Here is a 19,189-nt window from a genome sequence, read left to right as displayed (position 1 = left end):
CTTACCCCAGCGTCGGAATGATGAACGCGTTCGAACCGTCGCTTCCACCATCGGGCCAGCGAGCGGTGATTTTCTTCTTCTTGGTCCAGAAGCCGATCCCGTCCATTCCGTACTGGTCCGTGTCGCCAAAGCCCGAACGCTTCCAGCCGCCGAAGCTGTGATAGGCGACCGGCACCGGGATCGGCACGTTGATCCCGACCATGCCGACGTTCACCCGCGCGGCGAATTCGCGCGCGGCATGCCCGTTGCGGGTGAACAGCGCGACGCCGTTACCGTACTGGTGCTTGGAGGGCAGGGCGAGCGCCTCTTCGAAATCCTTGGCGCGGACGATCTGGAGCACCGGGCCGAAGATCTCGTTGTGATAGCTGGTCATGTCCGGGGTGACGCGGTCAAGCAGCGTCGGGCCCAGGAAATAGCCTTCCTCATGCCCCTGCATGGTGAAGCCGCGCCCGTCGATCACCAGTTCGCTGCCTTCATCGACCGCGGTCTGGATCCAGCGTTCGATATTGGCCTTGTGCTGGGCGGTGACCACCGGACCGTACTGGGCTTCGGGATCAGTCGAAATACCGACCTTGAGCGCCTCGATCGCGGGGATCAGCTTGGCCTTCAGTTTCTCGGCGGTCTCTTCGCCCACCGGTACCACCACCGGCAGCGCCATGCAGCGTTCGCCGGCCGAGCCGAAGGCCGCGCCGCACAGGTCGCCAACCACCTGGTCAAGATCGGCATCGGGCATCACGATCCCGTGGTTCTTCGCGCCGCCCATCGCCTGGACCCGCTTGCCCGCGCGCACGCCGCGCTCATAGACGTAGTGCGCGATGTCCGAAGAGCCGACGAAGCTGACCGCCGCAATCGCCGGGTGATCAAGGATCAGATCGACCATTTCCTTGTCGCCGTGGACCACCTGGAAGATCCCTTCGGGCAGGCCCGCTTCAAGGAACAGTTCGGCCAGGCGATTGGGCACAGAGGGATCGCGTTCAGAAGGCTTGAGGATGAAGGCGTTGCCGACGCTGGTGGCAACCGCGCCCATCCACAGCGGGATCATCGCCGGGAAGTTGAACGGGGTGATACCCGCGCCGATCCCCAGCGGCTGGCGGAACGAGGTGACGTCGATCCCCGGGCCCGCGCCCTGGCTGAATTCGCCCTTCAGCACATGCGGCAGCCCGCAGCAGAATTCGACCACTTCCAGCCCGCGCTGGATATCGCCCTTGCTGTCGGCGATCACCTTGCCGTGTTCGGCGCTGAGCATTTCGGCCAGCTCGTTCATGTTGCGCTCTACCAGCGCCTTGAAATCGAACATCACCCGCGCGCGGCGCTGGGGGTTCATCGCGGACCAGGCGGGTTGGGCGGCCTGCGCCGCAGCCACCGCGCGGTCCAGCGCATCGGCGCCGCCCAGCACGACTTCGGCCTGCTGGCCGCCGTTGTTGGGGTCCATCACCGCGTGCTTGCGGGTGACGGCAAGCCCGGCGGTGCCACCGTGGATGAAATGATCGACCAGACGCATGATACGGCTCCTCTCGAGTCCCTTTGCATGCAGCCCTGCACCCGCACAGCATTGCAGACAAGGCGAATTTTTGCGGCTATGACCTGCAATTATGCAGGCATTTGATTGGAGCGACTATCAGGCCTTTCTGGCGATTGCCCGGGCCGGACAACTGGCCCGCGCCGGCACCGCGCTGGGGGTCGATGCCACCACCATGGGCCGCCGCCTGCGCCGGCTTGAAGCGCGGCTGGGGGTCACGCTGTTCGAACAGACCCGCGAAGGCCAGGTGCTGACCGAAGCCGGGGAAGCGCTGCTCGCCCGGGTCGAGGCGATGGCCCAGGCCGCTTCTGGAATTGCCGAGGGGCAGGGCGGGGCGGCGGCGCTTTCGGGCACGCTCAGGATCTCGGTGCCGGAAGGCTTCGGCGGCTGGTTCCTGCCGCGGCATATCGAGGCTTTCACGCAGGCCCACCCCGCGCTGACGCTGGACCTCGTCGCCAATTCGGGCCTGCTCAGCCTGTCCAAGCGCGAGGCCGACGTCGCGGTTACCCTGTCGCGGCCCAAGGCCGGGCCGGTGATCGCGCGAAAGCTTTCGGACTATACGCTGCGGCTCTATGCCAGCCCAAGCTACCTTGACCGCACCGGCCTGCCGCAGCGTCCGGCCGAACTGGCCCAGCAGCACCGCCTGATCGGCTATATCCCCGATCTGCTCTATGATCCGGTGCTGCGCTATCTTGATGAGATCCACCCCGGGCTCACCGCCACCCTGCGCTCATCCAGCATCAACGCCCAGCATCACCTGATCGCGGCCGGGGCGGGGTTGGGGGTGCTGCCGTGCTTTATCGGTGATGCCGATCCGGGGCTGGTCCCGGTCCTGCCCGAGCGGCAGATCCGCCGCTCGTTCTGGCTGGTAACCCATAAGGACACCCACAACCTGGCGCGGGTGCGGGCCGGGCGCGACTGGCTGGCCGATGCCGTGCAGCAGCACCGCGCGGCGCTGCTCCCTTAGGCCGGTTCTTCCTCGCCCGGTTCGGCGAGTGCATTGTGATAGAGTTCCCACAGCGCGATCGCGGTCCCTGCAACCAGCGGCCCCAGGATCACCCCGTGGAACCCGAACAGCCCGACCCCGCCCAGCGTCGCGATCAGCACCAGCCAGTCAGGCAGGCCGGTCTCGCGCCCGACGATCATCGGGCGGACGACATTGTCCGCCCCGCCGATCACGAAGATCCCGCAGGCGATCAGCGTCACGCCCTGCCAGATCTGGCCGGTCGCCAGCAGGAAGATCGCGGTTGGCACCCAGATCAGTCCGGTACCGACTACCGGCAGCAAGGTGGCGAAGGCCATCACTGTGCCCCAGATCAGCGGTGAAGGCAGGCCCAGCAGCGCGAAGACGATCCCGCCGATCGTCCCCTGCAGCAGCGCCACCAGCACCGTGCCCTTGACTGTGCTACGCACGATCGAAGCGATCCGTTCGCCCAGATGCCGCTTGGTTGGCGGGGACAGCGGCATCACGGTCCAGAACTGGCGGACCATCGTCCGGCCCTTGATCAGGAAAAAGAACAGCAGGTACAGCGTGATCAGGATCGAGAAGAACAGGCTGATCACCGATTGGCCGATCGACAGCACGGACTTGCTGATCGTCTGCAGGTTGGCCTGGATCTGGGCGACAAGGTACTGGCCAAGATCGCCGACATTGGCAACGCCGCGGCTGGCCAGCCAGTCGCTGGCCCATGAAGGCAGGCTGGCGAACAGGCTTGCGGCCTTGACGCCCAGGGCCTGGGGATCGGTCAGCAGCGGCGATTTCACAACCGTGCTGAGTTCGCTGGCGATCATCAGCGCGATGATCAGCGCCGGGATGATCAGGCTCAGCAAAACCAGCACGACCGTGCCGATCGCCGCCCGCCCGGTCTTGCCGCCGGCTGCCAGGCGCAGGTAGACCGGCCGGAACACCAGCGCGAGGATCGCCGCCCACAGCAGCGGCGACCAGAAGGCAAACAGGATCACGGCCAGCGCAACCGCCGCAGTAGTAGTCAGCCAGCCCAGCACGCGGCGCTCTTCCGGGGGCAGCGGCGGCGGCGTATCCGCTACAATGTCTGGCGCGGCTGTGCTCATCGGGCGGGGATCCTGGCAGCGATGTCATTCAAATGGCTGGGCATGCGGGGTATTCCTGGCCGGGACGATCCCCGAAAGCTACACCATGACCAGACCGGCGACCAGCCGCATTCGCGCCCGCGCTGCGGAGTGACCACAAACAGGAAATTGGTCGGGGAGACAGGATTCGAACCTGCGACCCTCTGCTCCCAAAGCAGATGCGCTACCAGGCTGCGCTACTCCCCGACCGGGGTATCTTCACTTTGCGCTGGTGGGCCCGGCAGGACTCGAACCCGCGACCTAGCCGTTATGAGCGGCCAGCTCTAACCAACTGAGCTACAGGCCCATGCGCGCAAAGCGAGCCGGGGCGTTAGCTTGGTGTGCGCGCTTAGGCAAGCGCGACCGATGCGATCAGATCCTTGACGCGGGTGTTGGCCACGCCGCGCTGTTTCAGATAGCCGAAGACATCGCGCCACCAGCTGTAGAGCCGGTCAAGATCGTCCTCGCTGCGCACATAGGGGGTATAGCCGGGCGCCAGCGAGGGGCTGTGGAACGAGAACACCAGCACCGGCAGGCCTTCGTCGATCGCAATGTCGATCCCGCGGATCGCTTCTTCGCTGGTGACCCCTTCCGGGGTCAGCGGGATCCGTTCGAGCAGGCCGATCCGGGCCAGCACCCCGCGCAGGCGCGGCACCCGCCACATTTGCGGATAGAGCCAGGGGCCAAGCTGGCGCAGCGGCCCCCAGTAAACCGTGGTCAGCGGCATCTCCATCAGTGCCTTGTCACGGTTGAGCCAATAGGGCCGCAGCGGAAAGCCGCGGAAATTGGGACCGCCGCCGGCCGAATAGTCAAAGCTGGAGCGGACCGAGCTGTCGATCGCGATCCCGCCATCCGCAAGGATATCCGCGCTGTTGGGGCCAACTCCATAGCGGCCCGCGCGATAGATCAGCGGGGTGGCGCCAAAACCGCGTTCGATCGCATCGCGCAGAGTGCGGAACTTGGCGCGTTCCAGATCGTGCGGCAGATTGCCGGCAAAGGTGTTGTATTCGGTCACGTCCTCTTCATGCGGAGGATTGACCCAGGGGTGCAACTGCACGCCGACCTCGGCCTTGCCCGCAGCGATTGCCGGGCGCAGGATTTCCTGGGCGGCGGGCGAGGTCGCGATCGGGTAGTCGATCAGGTAGATCGGCACCACCTGCTGGCCTTCGCAAAATTCCTGGAACTTGGCCAGCCGGGCAACGGTATGAACCGTGTGCTCCTCACGCGCGATCGGCTTGAGCCAGTCGAATTCCTCTTCGGTATCGACGGTCAGCACGAACCGCTGGCCGCACTCGGGCTGGAAGCGCACGAAATCGGGATTGCTGGGCAGATCGGGAATCCGCACGGCTGCCAAAGTATTTACCCCTGTCTTGCCAAAGCGGGCCTAGGCCCGGTTTTCATCGGCGGCTTGGGTATGGGAGGGGAGCGCATGGGTCAAGCCCGGCAGGCTCAACCGCAGCCGATCACCCTTGCGCACCAGATCGCCGCCGGCCGCGCGGGCCTCGGCCTGGGCCAGCCGCAGGGCGAAGCCGACCCCGAACACTCCGGCTGCAACCACCTGGGGAATTGACCCGGCGGCGGCGTGGAACAGCTGCTCCTCGTCCCGCGCGGCCAGCTGGGCGGGCAGGGCCATGTCGAGCCGTTGCAGACCATGCTTGGCACGCAGCCGCAGTTTAAGCTGTTCGCCCGGCGCGCTGACCCCGGCCAGCGTTGCCAGCAGCCGCCAGACGATCCGTTCAACCTCGATCCGGTCGAGCGCCACCGGCAGGGGGCGATCATCGATCCTGAGTTCGAACCCGCTGCCCCGGCCTTTGGTATGGGTGCCAAGCTGGCCGGACGTCGCCTCGATCACCGCAACCAGATCGGTCTCGCCGGGGTCAAGCTCCATCGCCGCGCTGTCAAGCTTGGCCAGCCGTTCAAGCTCTTCGAAGGCCGAGAGCATCCGCGCTGCATCACCGGCAATCCCGGCGGCCAGCGCGCGATATTCATGCGGGGTCGGGCCATAGAGCTGCTGCTGGATCAGTTCGGCATAGCCCTGGATCGCGTTCACCGGGTTGCGCAATTCGTGCAGCATCTGGCGGATCCGGTCGGCCTGGCTGTCGGGCACCGGCGGGTTGGCGGCGGCCCTGGGCTTGGCCGGAGGACGGCGCAGACGGCCGCGATAGCCCAGGAAATGTCCGGTCAGCGGATCGAACCACGGCGCCGCGTCAAGGTGCCAGCGTCCGGCGATTGCGGGCGCGCCGCCCAGTTCGATCATCTGGCTGCGCAAGGGCTGGCGCTGGCGGGCCAGCCGGTCGAACTGGGCATCGCCATGCAGCCGGGTTCCGGCCAGCATCGGGGCGACCCCTGCGTCGCACCAGTTGATCCGCAAGTCGGCATCGGTGGCGAAATCGCAGGCGCGCACTTCGCCCGGCACCGCCAGCATATGTTCCTCGCCCAGCGGCAGGCGCGGCGAATCGTGCGCGGGTTCGTGCTCGACCACCTGCTTGGCGCGGCGATAGGCTTCGATCCGGCGCACGATCGCGCCGATCCCGTCTTCGGGTCTGGCCGGTTCGGGCTGCAAGACATCGCTGCCAGTCTGGTCAGGCTCAAGCGCGGCAGCGGGCTGGCGCAGTTCGATGACTTCAGCGGCGGGGCGGCTGTCTGCGTCGGCGACCGGGGGCGCAGCCGCAGCCGGGGGCAAGCCGCGATCGTTGATTCCCAGCCGCACCAGCAGGCCGGCAACCGCCGGGGCCAGGTCCTGACGCTCGCGCAGCGCCGGGCGCGCGGCGGGCGGCAGCGCGGGGATCAGGTCAAGCCATTGCTCTTCTTCCAGCTGTGCGCGCTGCAAGGCGGTGGCCGCCACCCTGGGTTCGCCGCTGGCCAGCGCCGCAACCAATCGCGGCGAACGCAGCCGCAGCGCCGGTTCACGCAGCATTGCGGCGCGCTCGTTCGGCGGGATGATCGCGCCCAGCGCGCCCAGCCGGTCATAGGCGGCGTCAAGCTGCTCTCCGTGCGCATCGACCGGCAAGGTGCCCAGCAGGTCAAGCAGCTGGCGGAACTGGATGCGCTGCATGCCCGGTCCGTCGGCGCGCATGCGCAGCACGGTTCCAAGGCGATCGTCGAAATGCATCCGGGTTCCCTAGTCGAACGCGCATGGCGCGCGCGAGGGCGCTTACCAGACTTGTCCCCAGCGTGGGGGGCTTGCGAAAGGTGCGTTGCAAAGCGGGACAGTTGCCGCCATAAACAATAATATTATCGCGAGGGGATGCGCAGCGCGGTAAAAGTTGCCAAAGTACGGCACTGCGCTGCGTCTGGCGGCACGAAAGGGTGATTCCGATGGCCAATCTCGATTCGATCGATCGCCGCCTGCTGGCCGAATTGCAGGACGAAGGGCGCGTCACCAATGTCGAGCTGGCCCAGCGCGTTGGCCTTACCGCGCCGCCGTGCCTGCGCCGGGTTCGTGCGCTGGAAGAATCGGGCGTGATCCGCGGCTATCATGCCGATCTTGACGCCTCGAAGCTGGGCTTTGCGATCACCGTTTTCGCGATGGTCAGCCTGAAGAGCCAGGCCGAGGATTCGCTGCGCCAGTTCGAAGAGGCGATGCGCGACCTGCCCGAAGTGCGCGAATGCCACATGCTCAACGGCGAGATCGACTTCATCCTCAAGATCGTCAGCCGAGACCTGCAGAGCTTCCAGGAATTCCTGACCAGCAAGCTGACCCCGGCGCCCAATGTGGCGAGCGTGAAGACCAGCCTGACGATCAGGACGGCCAAGCAGATGCCCGGGGTGCCGCTGGAGTAGGGAGGGTGGGCCTGGCAGCCTATCTTGCCCTGGTGGTCGTCTTTACAGTTGCCTTGGCTGCCATTTCATTTCGCGCCAACCGTAGGCTACCTGCGTCCGACAGACTTCCTATGCAATGGGGGTTCGACGGACGGCCAACCTGGAACGCGCCGCGCAGAATTGCACTTGCCTTTACGCCCGCACTCTATGTGCTGACGTCTTTGGGCATCGCGTTTCTTATGCCAGTGCATTGGGAACCGGCGACGCTCGCGATGCTGGGCGTTTTCACATTCGTAGCAGCGGGGTTTATCGCTGGCCACCTGCTGCATATCCGACTGATCCGCCGCGGCGGCTGGTCGAAGCGGACGGACTAACCCGCCCGCCCCGCCAACCACTCCTCCAGCCACTTGATCGTATAGTCGCCGTGGATGAAGTCCGGTTCGCTCATCAGCGCCTGGTGCAGCGGGATCGAAGTCTTCACCCCGCTTACCACCATTTCTTCCAGCGCGCGGCGCAGGCGCATGATGCAGCCTTCGCGGGTGCGGCCCTTGACGATCAGCTTGGCAATCATGGAGTCGTAGTACGGCGGGATCTTGTATCCGGCATAAAGCCCTGAATCGACACGCACATTCATGCCCCCGGCGGGGTGATAGGCGCTGACCAGCCCGGGCGAGGGAGCGAAGGTCCACGGATCTTCGGCGTTGATCCGGCATTCGATCGCGTGGCCGTTGAATTCGATATCTTCCTGACGCACCGACAGCGGCTTGCCATCGGCCACGCGGATCTGTTCGCGCACCAGATCGACCCCGGTGATCGCTTCGGTCACCGGGTGCTCAACCTGCAGGCGGGTGTTCATTTCGATGAAATAGAACTCGCCGTTTTCCCACAGGAACTCGATCGTGCCGGCCCCGCGATAGCCCATGTCGGCCATCGCCTTGGCCACGATCCCGCCCATCCGCTCCCGCTCTTCGGGGCTGATCACGGGCGAGGGCGCTTCTTCCAGCACCTTCTGGTGGCGGCGCTGAAGCGAGCAATCGCGCTCGCCAAGATGGATCGCGTTGCCTTCACCGTCGCCGAACACCTGGAATTCGATGTGGCGCGGATTGCCCAGGTACTTTTCGATATAGACCGTGGCGTCGCCAAACGCGGCCTTGGCCTCGCTGCCGGCCTGCTGGATCAGCGTTTCCAGCTCGTCGGGTCCGTTGCAGACCTTCATGCCGCGCCCGCCGCCACCGCTGGCGGCCTTGATGATCACCGGATATCCGGCCGCTTCGGCAATCGCCTTGGCTTCGTCGATATCGCTGACCGCCCCGTCGCTGCCGGGGACCAGCGGCAGGCCCAGCGCGCCGGCGGTGCGCTTGGCCTCGATCTTGTCGCCCATGGTGCGGATGTGTTCGGGCTTGGGCCCGATCCAGGTGATCCCGTGGCTTTCGACGATCTCCGCGAACTGCGCGTTTTCGGACAGGAAGCCATAGCCGGGATGGATCGCATCGGCATGGGCGATTTCGGCCGCCGAGATGATCGCCGCGACGTTGAGGTAGCTGTCCTTGGCCGGCGGCGGGCCGATGCACACGGCATGGTCGGCCAGCCGCACGTGCATGGCATCGGCATCGGCGGTGGAATGCACCGCGATCGTCTCGATCCCCATTTCGTGCGCCGCGCGATGGATGCGCAGTGCGATCTCGCCGCGATTGGCGATCAGAATCCGCGAAATGCCCATGGGTTTGGCGCCTTACCCGATCACGACCAGCGGCTGGTCGTATTCGACCGGCTGCGCGTTCTCGACCAGGATCGCCTTGATCGTGCCGGCCTTGTCGGCGGTGATCGGGTTCATCACCTTCATCGCCTCGATGATCAGCAGCGTATCGCCGGCCTTCACCTGCTTGCCCACTTCGATGAACTGGGCAGCGCCGGGCTCGGGCGAAAGATAGGCTGTGCCGACCATCGGCGACTTGAGCGCATTGGGATCGATCGCGGCGGCAACCGGTTCGGGCGCGGCGGCGGCGGGCAGCGGCACGGCGGGGGCAGCGGCGGGCGCTGCATGAACCATCGCCGGAGCAGCCACGGCGGTCATCTGCCGGGCAACCTTGATCTTGCGGTCACCGTCTTCAACCTCGATTTCGGAAAGTCCGGTTTCGGCCAGCAATTCGGCCAGCTCGCGCACCAGCTTGCTGTCGATGTTCATGCCGCCGTTACGGCTGGCGCCCTTTGTCTCGCTCATGCGATCCCCTAAATCTTGAACAGGGCCACTGCCTATGCGGCGGAGCGGCCCGGGAGGCAAGCCTAAAGCGCCGCCGCCCTGTCCAGCGCAACCAGGTAGCTGTCGGGGCCCAGGCCCTTGACGCAATCGACCGCGGCCATGCCGACATAGGACAGATGGCGGAAGCTTTCGCGGGCTTCCGGATCGGACAGGTGGACTTCAATCACCGGCAGCTGGATCGCCTTGATTGCATCAAGCAGCGCGATCGAGGTGTGGGTATAGGCCCCGGCATTGAGCAGCACCGCGTGAACCCCGCCTTCGCGCGCTTCGTGGAGCCAATCGACCAGCATGCCTTCGTGATTGGTCTGGCGGCAGTCGATCTCGATGCCCAGTTCCGCGCCCCGCGCCACCAGCCGTGCGGCGATGTCGTCCAGCGTGTCATGGCCATAGATCTCGGGCTCGCGGGTGCCCAGCAGATTGAGATTGGGGCCGTTGAGGACCATGACTGTGCGCTGGGTCACGCGTGCTTGCTCCGCGGCGGAATGCCGGCCCAAGCCTTAGCCGCGCCAATCAGGCGCGTCAGCCCTTTTCGGAATCGGGATCCTGCGGCTGGGTCATGTCGGCCTGCGAGGATTCGTTCGGGTCGTTTTCCGGCTCCGGCTCAGGTTCGGGTTCGACCACCTGGGGTTGGCCGCCACCGGCCTTGGCTGCAGCCTTTTCGGCCCGGATTGCAGCCTGTTCTGCCCGCGTCGCTGCGGCCTGGGCGGCTGCGGTCCTTTCCAGCGTCGCGGCATCGCGATCGGAGCAGGCACCAAGCAGCGGCGCGCCGGCCAGCACGATTGCCAGCGCCAGGTGGCCTGCCTTGGGCCGAATTTGCTTCAATCCGCTCACGCTTGAACTCCCATGGCACCCGATGCGACCTGAGGTGCCCTGGGTTCGGGCTATAGCGGCAAAAGATTACTCGAAAATAACCAAGGCAGGCGCTGGTACGGTCTATTTGTCGCTGCCGGCGATTTTGCCCCACTGGCGCGCGGCGGTGTAGCCAAGGTAGCCTGTGCCGAACAGCGCATAGAGCGGCTCGGGCAATCCCGAAAGGTAGGCGTTCATCCCCGCTGCGATCGCCTGGGCACGATCCGGGCTGAACATCGCCAGGATGCCCATCGGCAGTGCCCACAGCAGCAGGACGTACATGACATAGAGGAAGCTGGGCCGCGCGCGGCTGGTCCAGGGATCGTGCGAATTGGCCTCGGCGACGATTGCCGAAAGCCGCGCCTGGATTTCGGCCAGATCCTGCGAACCCTGCAATTGTAGCAGTTCCAGCTTGGCCTTGTCACGTTGGGCGGGATTGGGAATGACCTTGTCGATGATCGAGATCACAGGTCCGATCAGGGCGTCTAGCAATGCCATAAAATGCTCCAAATGGTTTGTTGGAACGGTTCATATAACCAAATCGGTTCATGTAGGAAAACAGCCGCGCCATCTGGCGGCAGGGCGGGAATTGTGGAACGCTGCGGGGCGTAACGGGGAGAGGGCGATGGAAACGATTCTGGTCGAAGTCAGCGGCGGGGTGCGCAAGGTCACGCTCAATCGCCCCGAAGTGCTCAATTCGATCAACGCGCGAATGCATGCCGAACTGGAAGAGACCTTCAACCAGTACGCCGCCGCTGGTGACGAGCATCTTTGCGTCATCACCGGCGCGGGCCGCGCGTTCTGCGCCGGGACTGACCTGAAGGCTGCCGTGGCCGAGGGCCGCCAGCCCTATCCGGAGCATGGCTATGCCGGGCTGATCGAACGGTTCGATTGCCCCAAGCCGTTCGTCGCCGCCGTCAACGGCCTCGCGCTGGGCGGCGGGTTCGAACTGGCGCTGGCCTGCGATGTGATCATTGCCGCCGAAGGTGCCAGCTTCGGTCTGCCCGAACCGCTGGTCGGCGCGGTGGCGCTGGGCGGCGGGCTGCACCGGCTGGCGCGGCAGGTTCCGCTCAAGCAGGCGATGGGCATGATCCTGACCTCGCGCCGGGTCAGTGCGGCAGAAGGGCAGCAACTGGGCTTTGTGACCGAAGTGGCGGGCGAGGACGGTCTGGAGGCTGCCGTGGCCCGCTTCGCCGCCGATGTGCTCAAGGCCTCGCCGGTTTCGATCCGGGCCTCGAAGGCGCTGGTGCAGATGGGGCTGGGCCTGGCCGATGTGGCGGCCGCGATGAAGGCCCAGCGCAATGATCCGGCTTTCGTCGAATGGATGGAAAGCGCGGATGCCCGCGAAGGCCCACGCGCCTTTGCCGAAAAGCGCGCGCCAAAGTGGCAGGGGCGCTGATCCTTAAGGCAATTCGCTGCTGCAATCCCTCTCGTTGATGCAAATCCGCAATCAAACTGCACATCGGCATTGATTTGCGTATCGCATCAGCGCATCAAGTTGCGCGTTGTAACGGAGGTGAGACGATGAACCAGGTTCCCTATCTCGCGCGAGGGGTGCAGTTGTTGGGCACCGATTCCAGCGTGCTGGTCTCCTCGTCCAAGTACCTCAACAACGCGCGGCTGCGCGAATGGGTGGCGCTGGCGGCGCTGCGCCGCAACGGGCCGGACTTTCCCCCCGCTGCCGAAATGCACGAGCTGATCCAGATCCTGGCCGAGCTGCGCGATTTCGATCATATCGAGGCGATGATCACCGAAGAGCGCAAGGTCAATCCGGCCTTCGATGCCTGGTTCACCGAAGGCTTCATCTCTGACTACAAGATCGAGGACCTGAAGGACTACGCTCCCGATACCGTCGCCGGAACCTATTACCGGATCGCGACTGAGGGTTCTTACGAGATCCAGATCGTCCCCAATTTTCAGCCGCGCAGCCAGTGGGAATACTATTCGCTGCGCAGCGGGCAGACCCACGATTATGACCACATCCTGTGCGGCGGCGGGTTCAACTATATGGGCGAGCTGATCCCCTACTGGTTCCGCCTGGCGACGATTCACACCCACATCCAGAACAAGGAACTGGCCGGGGAAATGAGCGTGCTGTCGATCTTCGGCACCATGCGCTATGTCATCCGCACCATGCTGCATTACCCCGAAGTCTGGGAAACCGCGCTGGAATGCATCGCCCAAGGGATCAGGATCGGCCGGGAAAGCGGACCGTTCTGGATGGCCAAGATGGAAGACGTCTGGGGCTTGACCGTGCCCGAAGCGCGCGAGAAGCTGCAGGTGCGCGGTGCGGTCGATCTCGATACCCAGGCCGCGGGCGATTACTGGGGCGGGCTGACTTCCAGCTATACGGGGAACTGACATGAGCGCGGAATTCGACACGGTCATTCGCGGCGGTACGCTGGCCGATGGAACGGGCGGCGCGCTCCAGGACGCCGATGTCGCGATCAGTGCCGGCAGGATTGCCGCAATCGGCCAGGGACTGGGCCGGGGGCGTGAGGAAATCGACGCCAAGGGGCTGCTGGTCACCCCGGGCTTTGTCGATGTTCACACCCATTACGACGGTCAGGCGATCTGGTCGGAAGAGCTGGGGCCCAGCTCGGCCCACGGGGTCACCACTGCGATCATGGGCAATTGCGGGGTCGGCTTTGCCCCTTGCCGCCGCGAAGATCACGACATGCTGATCAAGGTGATGGAAGGGGTGGAGGATATCCCCGGAGTGGTCATGGCCGATGGCCTGCCGTGGGACTGGGAAACCTTCCCCGAATACCTTGACCGGGTCGCTGCGGGAAAGCGCGACATCGATGTTGCCGCCTATCTGCCGCACAGCCCGCTGCGGGTCTATGCGATGGGCGAACGCGGCGCGAACCGCGAAAAGGCGATCGACGCGGACCTGGCGACAATGCGCCGCCTGTGCCGCGAAGCGGTGGAGGCCGGGGCGATCGGCTTTGCGACCTCGCGTCTCTCGATCCACAAGACTTCGGATGGCGGATCGATCCCGACCTTCGAAGCGGATGTGGCTGAATTGAAGGCGATTTGCGGCGGGATGGCCGATGCCGGGCAGGGCACCTTCCAGGTCGTGCTCGACGCCTTCCGCGGCTGGGACAACGAATACCCGGTGATCGACGAAGTGGTGAAAAGCTGCGGCCGGCCCGCGACCTTCACGCTCGCCTCGGGCAACGAAGGGCCGCCGCGCTGGCGCAGTGTGCTCGACATGATGACCGCTTCGCAGGCCGAAGGGCGGCAGGTGATCGCGCAGGTCATGCCGCGCCCGATCGGGCTGATCGGCGGGCTGGAACTGTCGGTTCACCCGTTCATTCTGTGCCCGTCATGGCAGAAGATCGCGCATCTGCCGCTGGCCGAAAAGATCGCCGCAATGCGCGATCCCGAGCTGCGCGCCGCGCTGATCAGCGAAGAGCCGGAAGAGGGCCATCCCTTCAACCAGTTCGGGCGGATCTGGCGCTGGATGTTCCCGCTCGACAATCCGCCCGACTATTCCCCGCCGCCCGAGCGCAGCTTTGCCGCGATGGCCGAAGCGCAGGGTCGCACTCCGCAAGAGCTTTACTACGACCGGATGCTCGAAACCGACGGCAAGGGACTCTACCTGGCCGCGCTGGGCAATTTTGAAGGCGGCACGCTCGATTCCGCTTACGAAATGCTCACCCACCCGCTCTGCGTTCCGGCGCTGGGCGATGGCGGGGCGCACTATGGCGCGATCTGCGATGCCAGCTATTCGACCTTCCTGCTGCGCCATTTTGCGCGCGGCGGCGAGCAGGCGATCCCGGTCGAACAGGCGGTCCATATGCTTTCTGCCAAGGCGGCGCGGGCCGTAGGGCTGAACCGCGGCGTCCTAAAAGTCGGTGCCAAGGCCGATTGCAATGTGATCGATCTCGACAACCTGGAACTGCACCTGCCGCGGATCGTGCACGACCTGCCCGCTGGCGGGCGCCGGCTTGACCAGACCGCCAGGGGCTATGCCGCAACCCTGGTTTCGGGCGAGGTGATCCGCCGCTTCGACGAAGCCACCGGCGCGCGGCCGGGAGCGCTGATCAGAGGTGCGGCCGGGAACTAGTCCCGGATCCCACACTCCCTCACCGTCGCCCCGCGCGACGATAGGTCTTGTGGTTGGCGTTGGTGTGGCGAGGCGTAGCTAAACGCCCGCCGCCACCGGGAACATCATCAGCCGCTGCGCGATACTCTTGGCCGCTGGATCAAGCCGCTGGCTGGCGTTGAGCCCGCCGGGCAGGGCGCCATCGAGCACCAGATTGAGCGCGTTGATGCCGGGCAGGTCATAGACCGCCAGCGTGAACGCGCCCAGATCGGGCAGCCATTCGCGCAGCGCTGCCTCGGTCAGCGCGGCGCGCAGCGCGGGCAGGTGCCGGGCCTGACGCGTGATCACGCCGACGTTGATCGTCTCGCCCTTTTCGCCCGAACGCGCCCAGGCCAGGCTTTCGAGCGTGGCGAAGGTGTGGCCCGGGATCGGCGCAGCGGGGGCTGGCGGGCGTTTGATCAGCGCCAGATCGAACCACGCCGGATGGCTATCCTCCAGCGGCTCGCCATCAAGCAGCGGCACCGCCAGATCGCGCGGCACGGCAAAGCTCAGCAGGTGCATCATCGGCTGGACCATGGGCGCAAAGGCCACGCTGGTGCCCGGCGCCATGGCCGAGATCGCGGCGAACTGTTCGCGCAGGAACATCTGCACCGGCAGCATTTCGTCGTGCTCGACCACCAGCTTGAGCAGCACCTCCTCGCCGCCGCCGGCCAGCACCGCTTCGCAGTGGTTCCAGTCCGCCAGGTTGCGCCCGCGCAGCATCAGCCGACTGCGTTCGAACAGCGCATCGGCCTGCTTCTGCGCCTTTTCACGCGCGGCGGGGCCGATCACCGGCTGCCACGCCGATGCACGCCAGCCCTTGTCCCAGGTGACGCAGGCCTTGAGCGTGGCGGGCGGCGGAGTGCCGCACGCCCCGCTGACCCGCACACGGTCCGGCCCGATCTCGGCGATCTCGACGCCTGACCAGTCGCAGGTGACGTCAGGGACGAAATAGGCCTGCGGATCCGCCGTTTCGTAGAGCAGTTGCTCGGCCACGGTGCCAAAGCTGACCAGCCCGCCGCTGCCTTCGGGCTTGGTGATCACGCAGCTGCCATCGGCGTGACATTCGGCAATCGGCGCGCCGATCGTCGCCCAGCCTTCAACCTCGCGCCAGTCGGTAAAGGTGCCGCCGGTCACTTGCGCGCCGCATTCGATCAGATGTCCGGCCAGAGTGCCGCCCGAGAGCTTGTCCCATTCCCCGCGCTGCCAGCCGAAGTGATGGATCAGCGGACCCAGCGCGAGCGCGGAATCGACTACCCGCCCGGTGATCACCACGTCTGCGCCGCGCGCCAAAGCCTCGGCAATCGGGAAAGCGCCCAGATAGGCGTTGCAGCTGGTCACGCCCTCGGCCGGGAAGGGCTGCCCGCCGAACATGTCGGTCAGACCCGCCAGCTGGTCGAGCTGGCCCATCAGGTCATCGCCCGAAATGCAGGCGACCTTGAGCGTCAGCCCGGCCTCGGCAATCCGCTGGCGCAATGCCGCGGCCAGCCCTTCGGGATTGACCCCGCCGGCATTGGTGACGATCCGCACCCCCTGCGCGGCGATCTGCTTGAGGAACGGGCCGATATGGACGTCGAGCAGATCGGCAGGAAAGCCCGCCGCCGGATCGGCCATCCGCGCCCGCCCGAACAGTCCCATCGCCCCTTCGGCCAGATAATCGAGCAGGATGTAATCGACGCCGGCGCCCAGCAGCTGCGGCACGGCCATCGCGCTGTCGATGAAAAAGGCGCTGCCGCCGCCGATCCGGACCACTCTGGTCAAGCCGGTTACCCTTCGCCGTAAGTGGCGGGCGGATCGCCCATCACCACCACGGTCGGCTGGCCGGCTTCGTCAACCGTCTCGATCAGGCAGCCGGTGCGATGCGAGCGGGTTTCGGCGATCCACCAGCGCCGGTCCTGGCGGACATAGCGGTCTTCATATTCGACCCCCATCGAGATCACGCTGCGCTGGGCCATGATGATCGAGCGGAAATTGAGGCTCCACTTGCCAGTCGCGCTGTCCGGCCCGGTCAGGGCAATCTCGCTGTTGGTCGCGTGGTGGATATCGTGGACGCCCGGCTGACAGCCCATCGCGGTGAACACTTCGACAAAGCCCTCGCGATCGTCAAAGGCGGGAAAGCCTTCATAGGCAATGACCGCGCCGCGCGGCAGCAGGGTGTCGCGCACCACATCGGGCTGCTTGAGATCGCAGCCGCGCAGATAGCGGGCCTTGAGCTGGCGAATGGCCTCGATGTCTTCCAGCGCCGCGATCCGCGCGGCCAGGCTTTCCAGGGTCAGTTCCATATGCTCTCCCATGCGCATCGGTCTGATATGAAAATTACGCCGATCAAGCCTCGATGGCAAGGATTTGCTGCAAAGTGCGTATTTGAAAAGTGTATTTGCAACGCAAAAGTCCGCTCAATTGATTTAGGTCAATGTTTCGCGGAGCCCGAATGGTGAAGCTTGCGGCCTAGCCATGGGATGGGAGCGGGCAATGCGCATCACGGCGCTGGCCTATTCGGTAATCGATTCGACGGATATTGAGGCCTGGCGCACTTTTGGCGAGCAGGTTGCGGGATTTTCCGCGCATGACCTGCCGGGCGGGCTGGCGCTCAGGATCGATGAGCGGGCCGGGCGCCTGTTTGTGGTTCCGGGCAAGGCCGATCGCTATGCCGCCAGCGGCTGGGAAGTGGCGACCGAGGCTGACTTCACCGAAGCCAAGCGCGAGCTGGCCGGGCATGGTGTGGCTTTCCAGCAGGGCAGCGCTGACGAGATCGCGCTGCGCCACGTGTTCGACATGATCTGGTTCCTCGATCCCTCGGGCAACCGGCACGAACTGGCGCTGGGCTATGCCACGGCCTTCGATCGCTTCCTTTCGCCCGCCGGGGTTCCGGGCTTCGTCACCGGACAGCTCGGCTACGGCCATATGGTGCTGCCCGCGCCCAAGATCACCGAAACCCGCCAGTTCATGATCGACGTGCTGGGCTTTGGCCTGTCCGACATTCTGATCCACCGCCCGCTGGGGCCGGGCGGGCCTGAGATGCGGATCGATTTCATGCATTGCGGCAATGGCCGCCACCACAGCCTGGCACTGTTCGAGGGCGAGGTGCCTTCGGGCTGCGTCCACCTGATGGTCGAAGTGCCGACGCTCGACGAAGTAGGCCGCGCCTATGACCGGATGCTGGCCAGTGGCACCCGCCTGATGGCGACGCTGGGCAAGCACACCAACGATCACATGACCAGCTTCTACATGATGACCCCCGGCGGTTTCGCGCTTGAATACGGGTTCGGCGGGCGGACCATCGACTGGGATCACCACGTGCTGTTCGAAAGCACTTCAGTGAGCCTGTGGGGCCACGATTTCAGTGTCGGCTTCGGGGCCGACGAAGCGGCCGCGCTGGCCGACGCAGCCTGACCTTCAGGGAGAGAGAGATGAACATCGCCACCACTGTCGCCATTCCGACCCGCGCAGAGCTGGTCGCCCGCGCCGCCGCCATGTTTGAGCGCCTGCGCGCCCGGGCCGACGCATGCGAAGCCGGCAACAAGGTGCCCGACGAAACGATCGCCGATTTCCAGGCCGCCGGGTTCTTCAAGATCCTCCAGCCCAAGCGCTTTGGCGGATACGAGATGGACGTCGAGGCATTCTACGACGTGCAGATGAAGGTGGCGGAAGGCTGCATGAGCTCGGCCTGGGTGCTGGGCGTGGTCGCGGTGCACAACTGGCAGCTCGCGCTGTTCTCACCCCAGGCGCAGGACGATGTCTGGGCCGATGACGCGACGACGCTGATCTCCAGCTCCTACATGCCCAAGGCGCAGGTCACCCGGGTTGAGGGCGGCTATCGCATTTCAGGCCGCTGGGGCTTTTCCAGCGGGGTCGATCATTGCCAGTGGGCCTTCCTGGGCGGGCTGGTGCCCGATGCCGAATCCGGGGTGCCCGATTTCGTGACTTTCCTGGTCCCGCGGCAGGACTTCATCGTCCATCGCTGCTGGAACACGATCGGCCTGGGTGGCACCGGCAGCCATGATGTCGAGGTCAAGGACGCCTTCGTTCCGGCCTATCGCACGCACCGTTCGAAAGACGGCTTTGCCGCGACCAATCCGGGGGCAGAGTCGAATCCCGGTCCGCTGTACAAGCTGCCGTTCGGGCAGGTCTTCGTCCGCGCGGTTTCATCGAGCTCGATCGGCGCGCTGCAAGGGGCGCTCGATTACTTCATCGCCAATGGCGCCAAGCGCAAGAGCAACAACACCGGTGCCAGTTCGACGGGCGATCCCGATGTGCAGGTGCTGATTGCCGAGGTTGCCGCGGCGATCGACGAGATGAAATGCGTGCTGTTCCGCAACTTCGCGGTGCTGAACGAGGCGGCGCGCGCCGGGCAGCAGGCCGATATCGAAACCCGGCTGCGTTTCCGCTTCCAGTCGGCGCAGATCGCCGGGCGCTGCGGCGAACTGATCACGCGGATGTACCATCTGGGCGGGGCCGACGGGATCAGCCGGGGCAACGTGATCGCGCGGACCTTCTGCGACATTCACACCGGCCGCACCCATGTGGCCAATAATCCCAACGCGGTGGGCCGCAACATCGGCAATTTCACGCTGGGCGGTGAGAACACCGACAACTTCATCTGATCGATTACGGGGAGAGG

General features: G+C 65.4%; 19 protein-coding genes and 2 tRNA genes. 8 read left to right on the top strand and 13 right to left on the bottom strand.

Annotated elements, in window-relative coordinates; translation table 11 throughout:
- Position 1 precedes the first annotated feature (1 nt).
- Positions 2-1,501 (bottom strand): CoA-acylating methylmalonate-semialdehyde dehydrogenase, encoded by a 1,500-nt coding sequence (locus IT549_RS02745; protein WP_292969784.1) that lies wholly within the window; start codon positions 1,499-1,501, stop codon positions 2-4.
- Between the two features lie 91 nt (positions 1,502-1,592).
- Between IT549_RS02745 and IT549_RS02740 the strand changes: the two genes are divergently transcribed.
- On the top strand, positions 1,593-2,486 hold the full coding sequence (locus IT549_RS02740) for a LysR family transcriptional regulator (protein WP_292969782.1): 894 nt from the start codon (positions 1,593-1,595) through the stop codon (positions 2,484-2,486).
- On the opposite strand, the gene IT549_RS02735 is transcribed toward IT549_RS02740, so the two are convergent.
- From IT549_RS02735 to IT549_RS02715, 5 genes are all read right to left on the bottom strand, one after another.
- The gene (locus IT549_RS02735) at positions 2,483-3,589 is read right to left on the bottom strand and encodes an AI-2E family transporter (protein WP_292969781.1); all 1,107 of its coding nucleotides are present in this window, start codon (positions 3,587-3,589) and stop codon (positions 2,483-2,485) included. The genes IT549_RS02740 and IT549_RS02735 overlap by 4 nt on opposite strands.
- 148 nt (positions 3,590-3,737) lie before the next feature.
- Positions 3,738-3,814 (bottom strand) — tRNA-Pro (locus IT549_RS02730).
- A 23-nt stretch (positions 3,815-3,837) separates the two neighbouring features.
- A tRNA-Ile gene (locus IT549_RS02725) sits at positions 3,838-3,914 on the bottom strand.
- A 42-nt stretch (positions 3,915-3,956) separates the two neighbouring features.
- On the bottom strand, positions 3,957-4,952 hold the full coding sequence (locus tag IT549_RS02720) for a polysaccharide deacetylase family protein (RefSeq protein ID WP_292969930.1): 996 nt from the start codon (positions 4,950-4,952) through the stop codon (positions 3,957-3,959).
- Between the two features lie 39 nt (positions 4,953-4,991).
- Positions 4,992-6,719, bottom strand: coding sequence for a histidine kinase dimerization/phospho-acceptor domain-containing protein (locus tag IT549_RS02715; RefSeq protein ID WP_292969780.1), 1,728 nt, complete (start codon positions 6,717-6,719; stop codon positions 4,992-4,994).
- Positions 6,720-6,925: 206 nt separating this feature from the next.
- Here IT549_RS02715 and IT549_RS02710 point away from each other — a divergent pair, with 206 nt between their 5' ends.
- Positions 6,926-7,390: an Lrp/AsnC family transcriptional regulator gene (locus tag IT549_RS02710; RefSeq protein ID WP_292969778.1), complete on the top strand. Its 465-nt coding sequence runs from the start codon at positions 6,926-6,928 to the stop codon at positions 7,388-7,390.
- A gap of 5 nt (positions 7,391-7,395) precedes the next feature.
- Complete coding sequence (locus tag IT549_RS02705) at positions 7,396-7,743, top strand: hypothetical protein (RefSeq protein ID WP_292969776.1); 348 nt, start codon at positions 7,396-7,398, stop codon at positions 7,741-7,743.
- On the opposite strand, the gene accC is transcribed toward IT549_RS02705, so the two are convergent.
- From accC to IT549_RS02680, 5 genes are all read right to left on the bottom strand, one after another.
- Complete coding sequence (gene accC, locus IT549_RS02700) at positions 7,740-9,089, bottom strand: acetyl-CoA carboxylase biotin carboxylase subunit (protein WP_292969774.1); 1,350 nt, start codon at positions 9,087-9,089, stop codon at positions 7,740-7,742. The two genes, IT549_RS02705 and accC, sit on opposite strands and share 4 nt — an antisense overlap.
- Before the next feature lie 12 nt (positions 9,090-9,101).
- On the bottom strand, positions 9,102-9,590 hold the full coding sequence (gene accB, locus IT549_RS02695) for an acetyl-CoA carboxylase biotin carboxyl carrier protein (protein WP_292969773.1): 489 nt from the start codon (positions 9,588-9,590) through the stop codon (positions 9,102-9,104).
- 62 nt (positions 9,591-9,652) lie between these two features.
- Entirely contained in the window at positions 9,653-10,072 is a 420-nt protein-coding gene (locus tag IT549_RS02690) for a type II 3-dehydroquinate dehydratase (RefSeq protein WP_292969929.1), read from the bottom strand.
- 76 nt (positions 10,073-10,148) lie between these two features.
- Positions 10,149-10,460, bottom strand: a complete 312-nt coding sequence (locus tag IT549_RS02685) for a hypothetical protein (protein WP_292969771.1) — start codon at positions 10,458-10,460, stop codon at positions 10,149-10,151.
- A gap of 102 nt (positions 10,461-10,562) precedes the next feature.
- A complete protein-coding gene (locus tag IT549_RS02680; protein ID WP_292969770.1) occupies positions 10,563-10,976 on the bottom strand; it encodes a holin family protein in 414 nt (137 codons plus the stop codon).
- Between the two features lie 127 nt (positions 10,977-11,103).
- Here IT549_RS02680 and IT549_RS02675 point away from each other — a divergent pair, with 127 nt between their 5' ends.
- From IT549_RS02675 to IT549_RS02665, 3 genes are all read left to right on the top strand, one after another.
- Positions 11,104-11,877, top strand: a complete 774-nt coding sequence (locus IT549_RS02675; RefSeq protein ID WP_292969769.1) for an enoyl-CoA hydratase-related protein — start codon at positions 11,104-11,106, stop codon at positions 11,875-11,877.
- Positions 11,878-12,002: 125 nt separating this feature from the next.
- Positions 12,003-12,839, top strand: coding sequence for a hypothetical protein (locus IT549_RS02670; RefSeq protein WP_292969768.1), 837 nt, complete (start codon positions 12,003-12,005; stop codon positions 12,837-12,839).
- Position 12,840: 1 nt separating this feature from the next.
- Entirely contained in the window at positions 12,841-14,550 is a 1,710-nt protein-coding gene (locus IT549_RS02665; protein ID WP_292969767.1) for an amidohydrolase family protein, read from the top strand.
- A gap of 78 nt (positions 14,551-14,628) precedes the next feature.
- Here the strand turns inward: IT549_RS02665 and IT549_RS02660 are convergent, their stop codons facing one another.
- Complete coding sequence (locus IT549_RS02660; RefSeq protein ID WP_292969927.1) at positions 14,629-16,320, bottom strand: acyclic terpene utilization AtuA family protein; 1,692 nt, start codon at positions 16,318-16,320, stop codon at positions 14,629-14,631.
- Between the two features lie 14 nt (positions 16,321-16,334).
- Complete coding sequence (locus tag IT549_RS02655; RefSeq protein ID WP_292969765.1) at positions 16,335-16,850, bottom strand: nuclear transport factor 2 family protein; 516 nt, start codon at positions 16,848-16,850, stop codon at positions 16,335-16,337.
- Between the two features lie 190 nt (positions 16,851-17,040).
- Here IT549_RS02655 and IT549_RS02650 point away from each other — a divergent pair, with 190 nt between their 5' ends.
- Positions 17,041-17,961, top strand: a complete 921-nt coding sequence (locus tag IT549_RS02650) for a VOC family protein (RefSeq protein ID WP_292969764.1) — start codon at positions 17,041-17,043, stop codon at positions 17,959-17,961.
- Between the two features lie 17 nt (positions 17,962-17,978).
- A complete protein-coding gene (locus tag IT549_RS02645) occupies positions 17,979-19,172 on the top strand; it encodes an acyl-CoA dehydrogenase family protein (protein WP_292969763.1) in 1,194 nt (397 codons plus the stop codon).
- The last annotated feature ends 17 nt before the right edge of the window (positions 19,173-19,189 follow it).

The sequence above is a fragment of the Novosphingobium sp. genome (genome assembly GCF_020852455.1).
Classification (GTDB): Bacteria; Pseudomonadota; Alphaproteobacteria; order Sphingomonadales; family Sphingomonadaceae; genus Novosphingobium.
The sequence above is the reverse complement of the archived record's forward strand: the minus strand, read 5'-3'. Positions and strand labels throughout refer to the sequence as shown.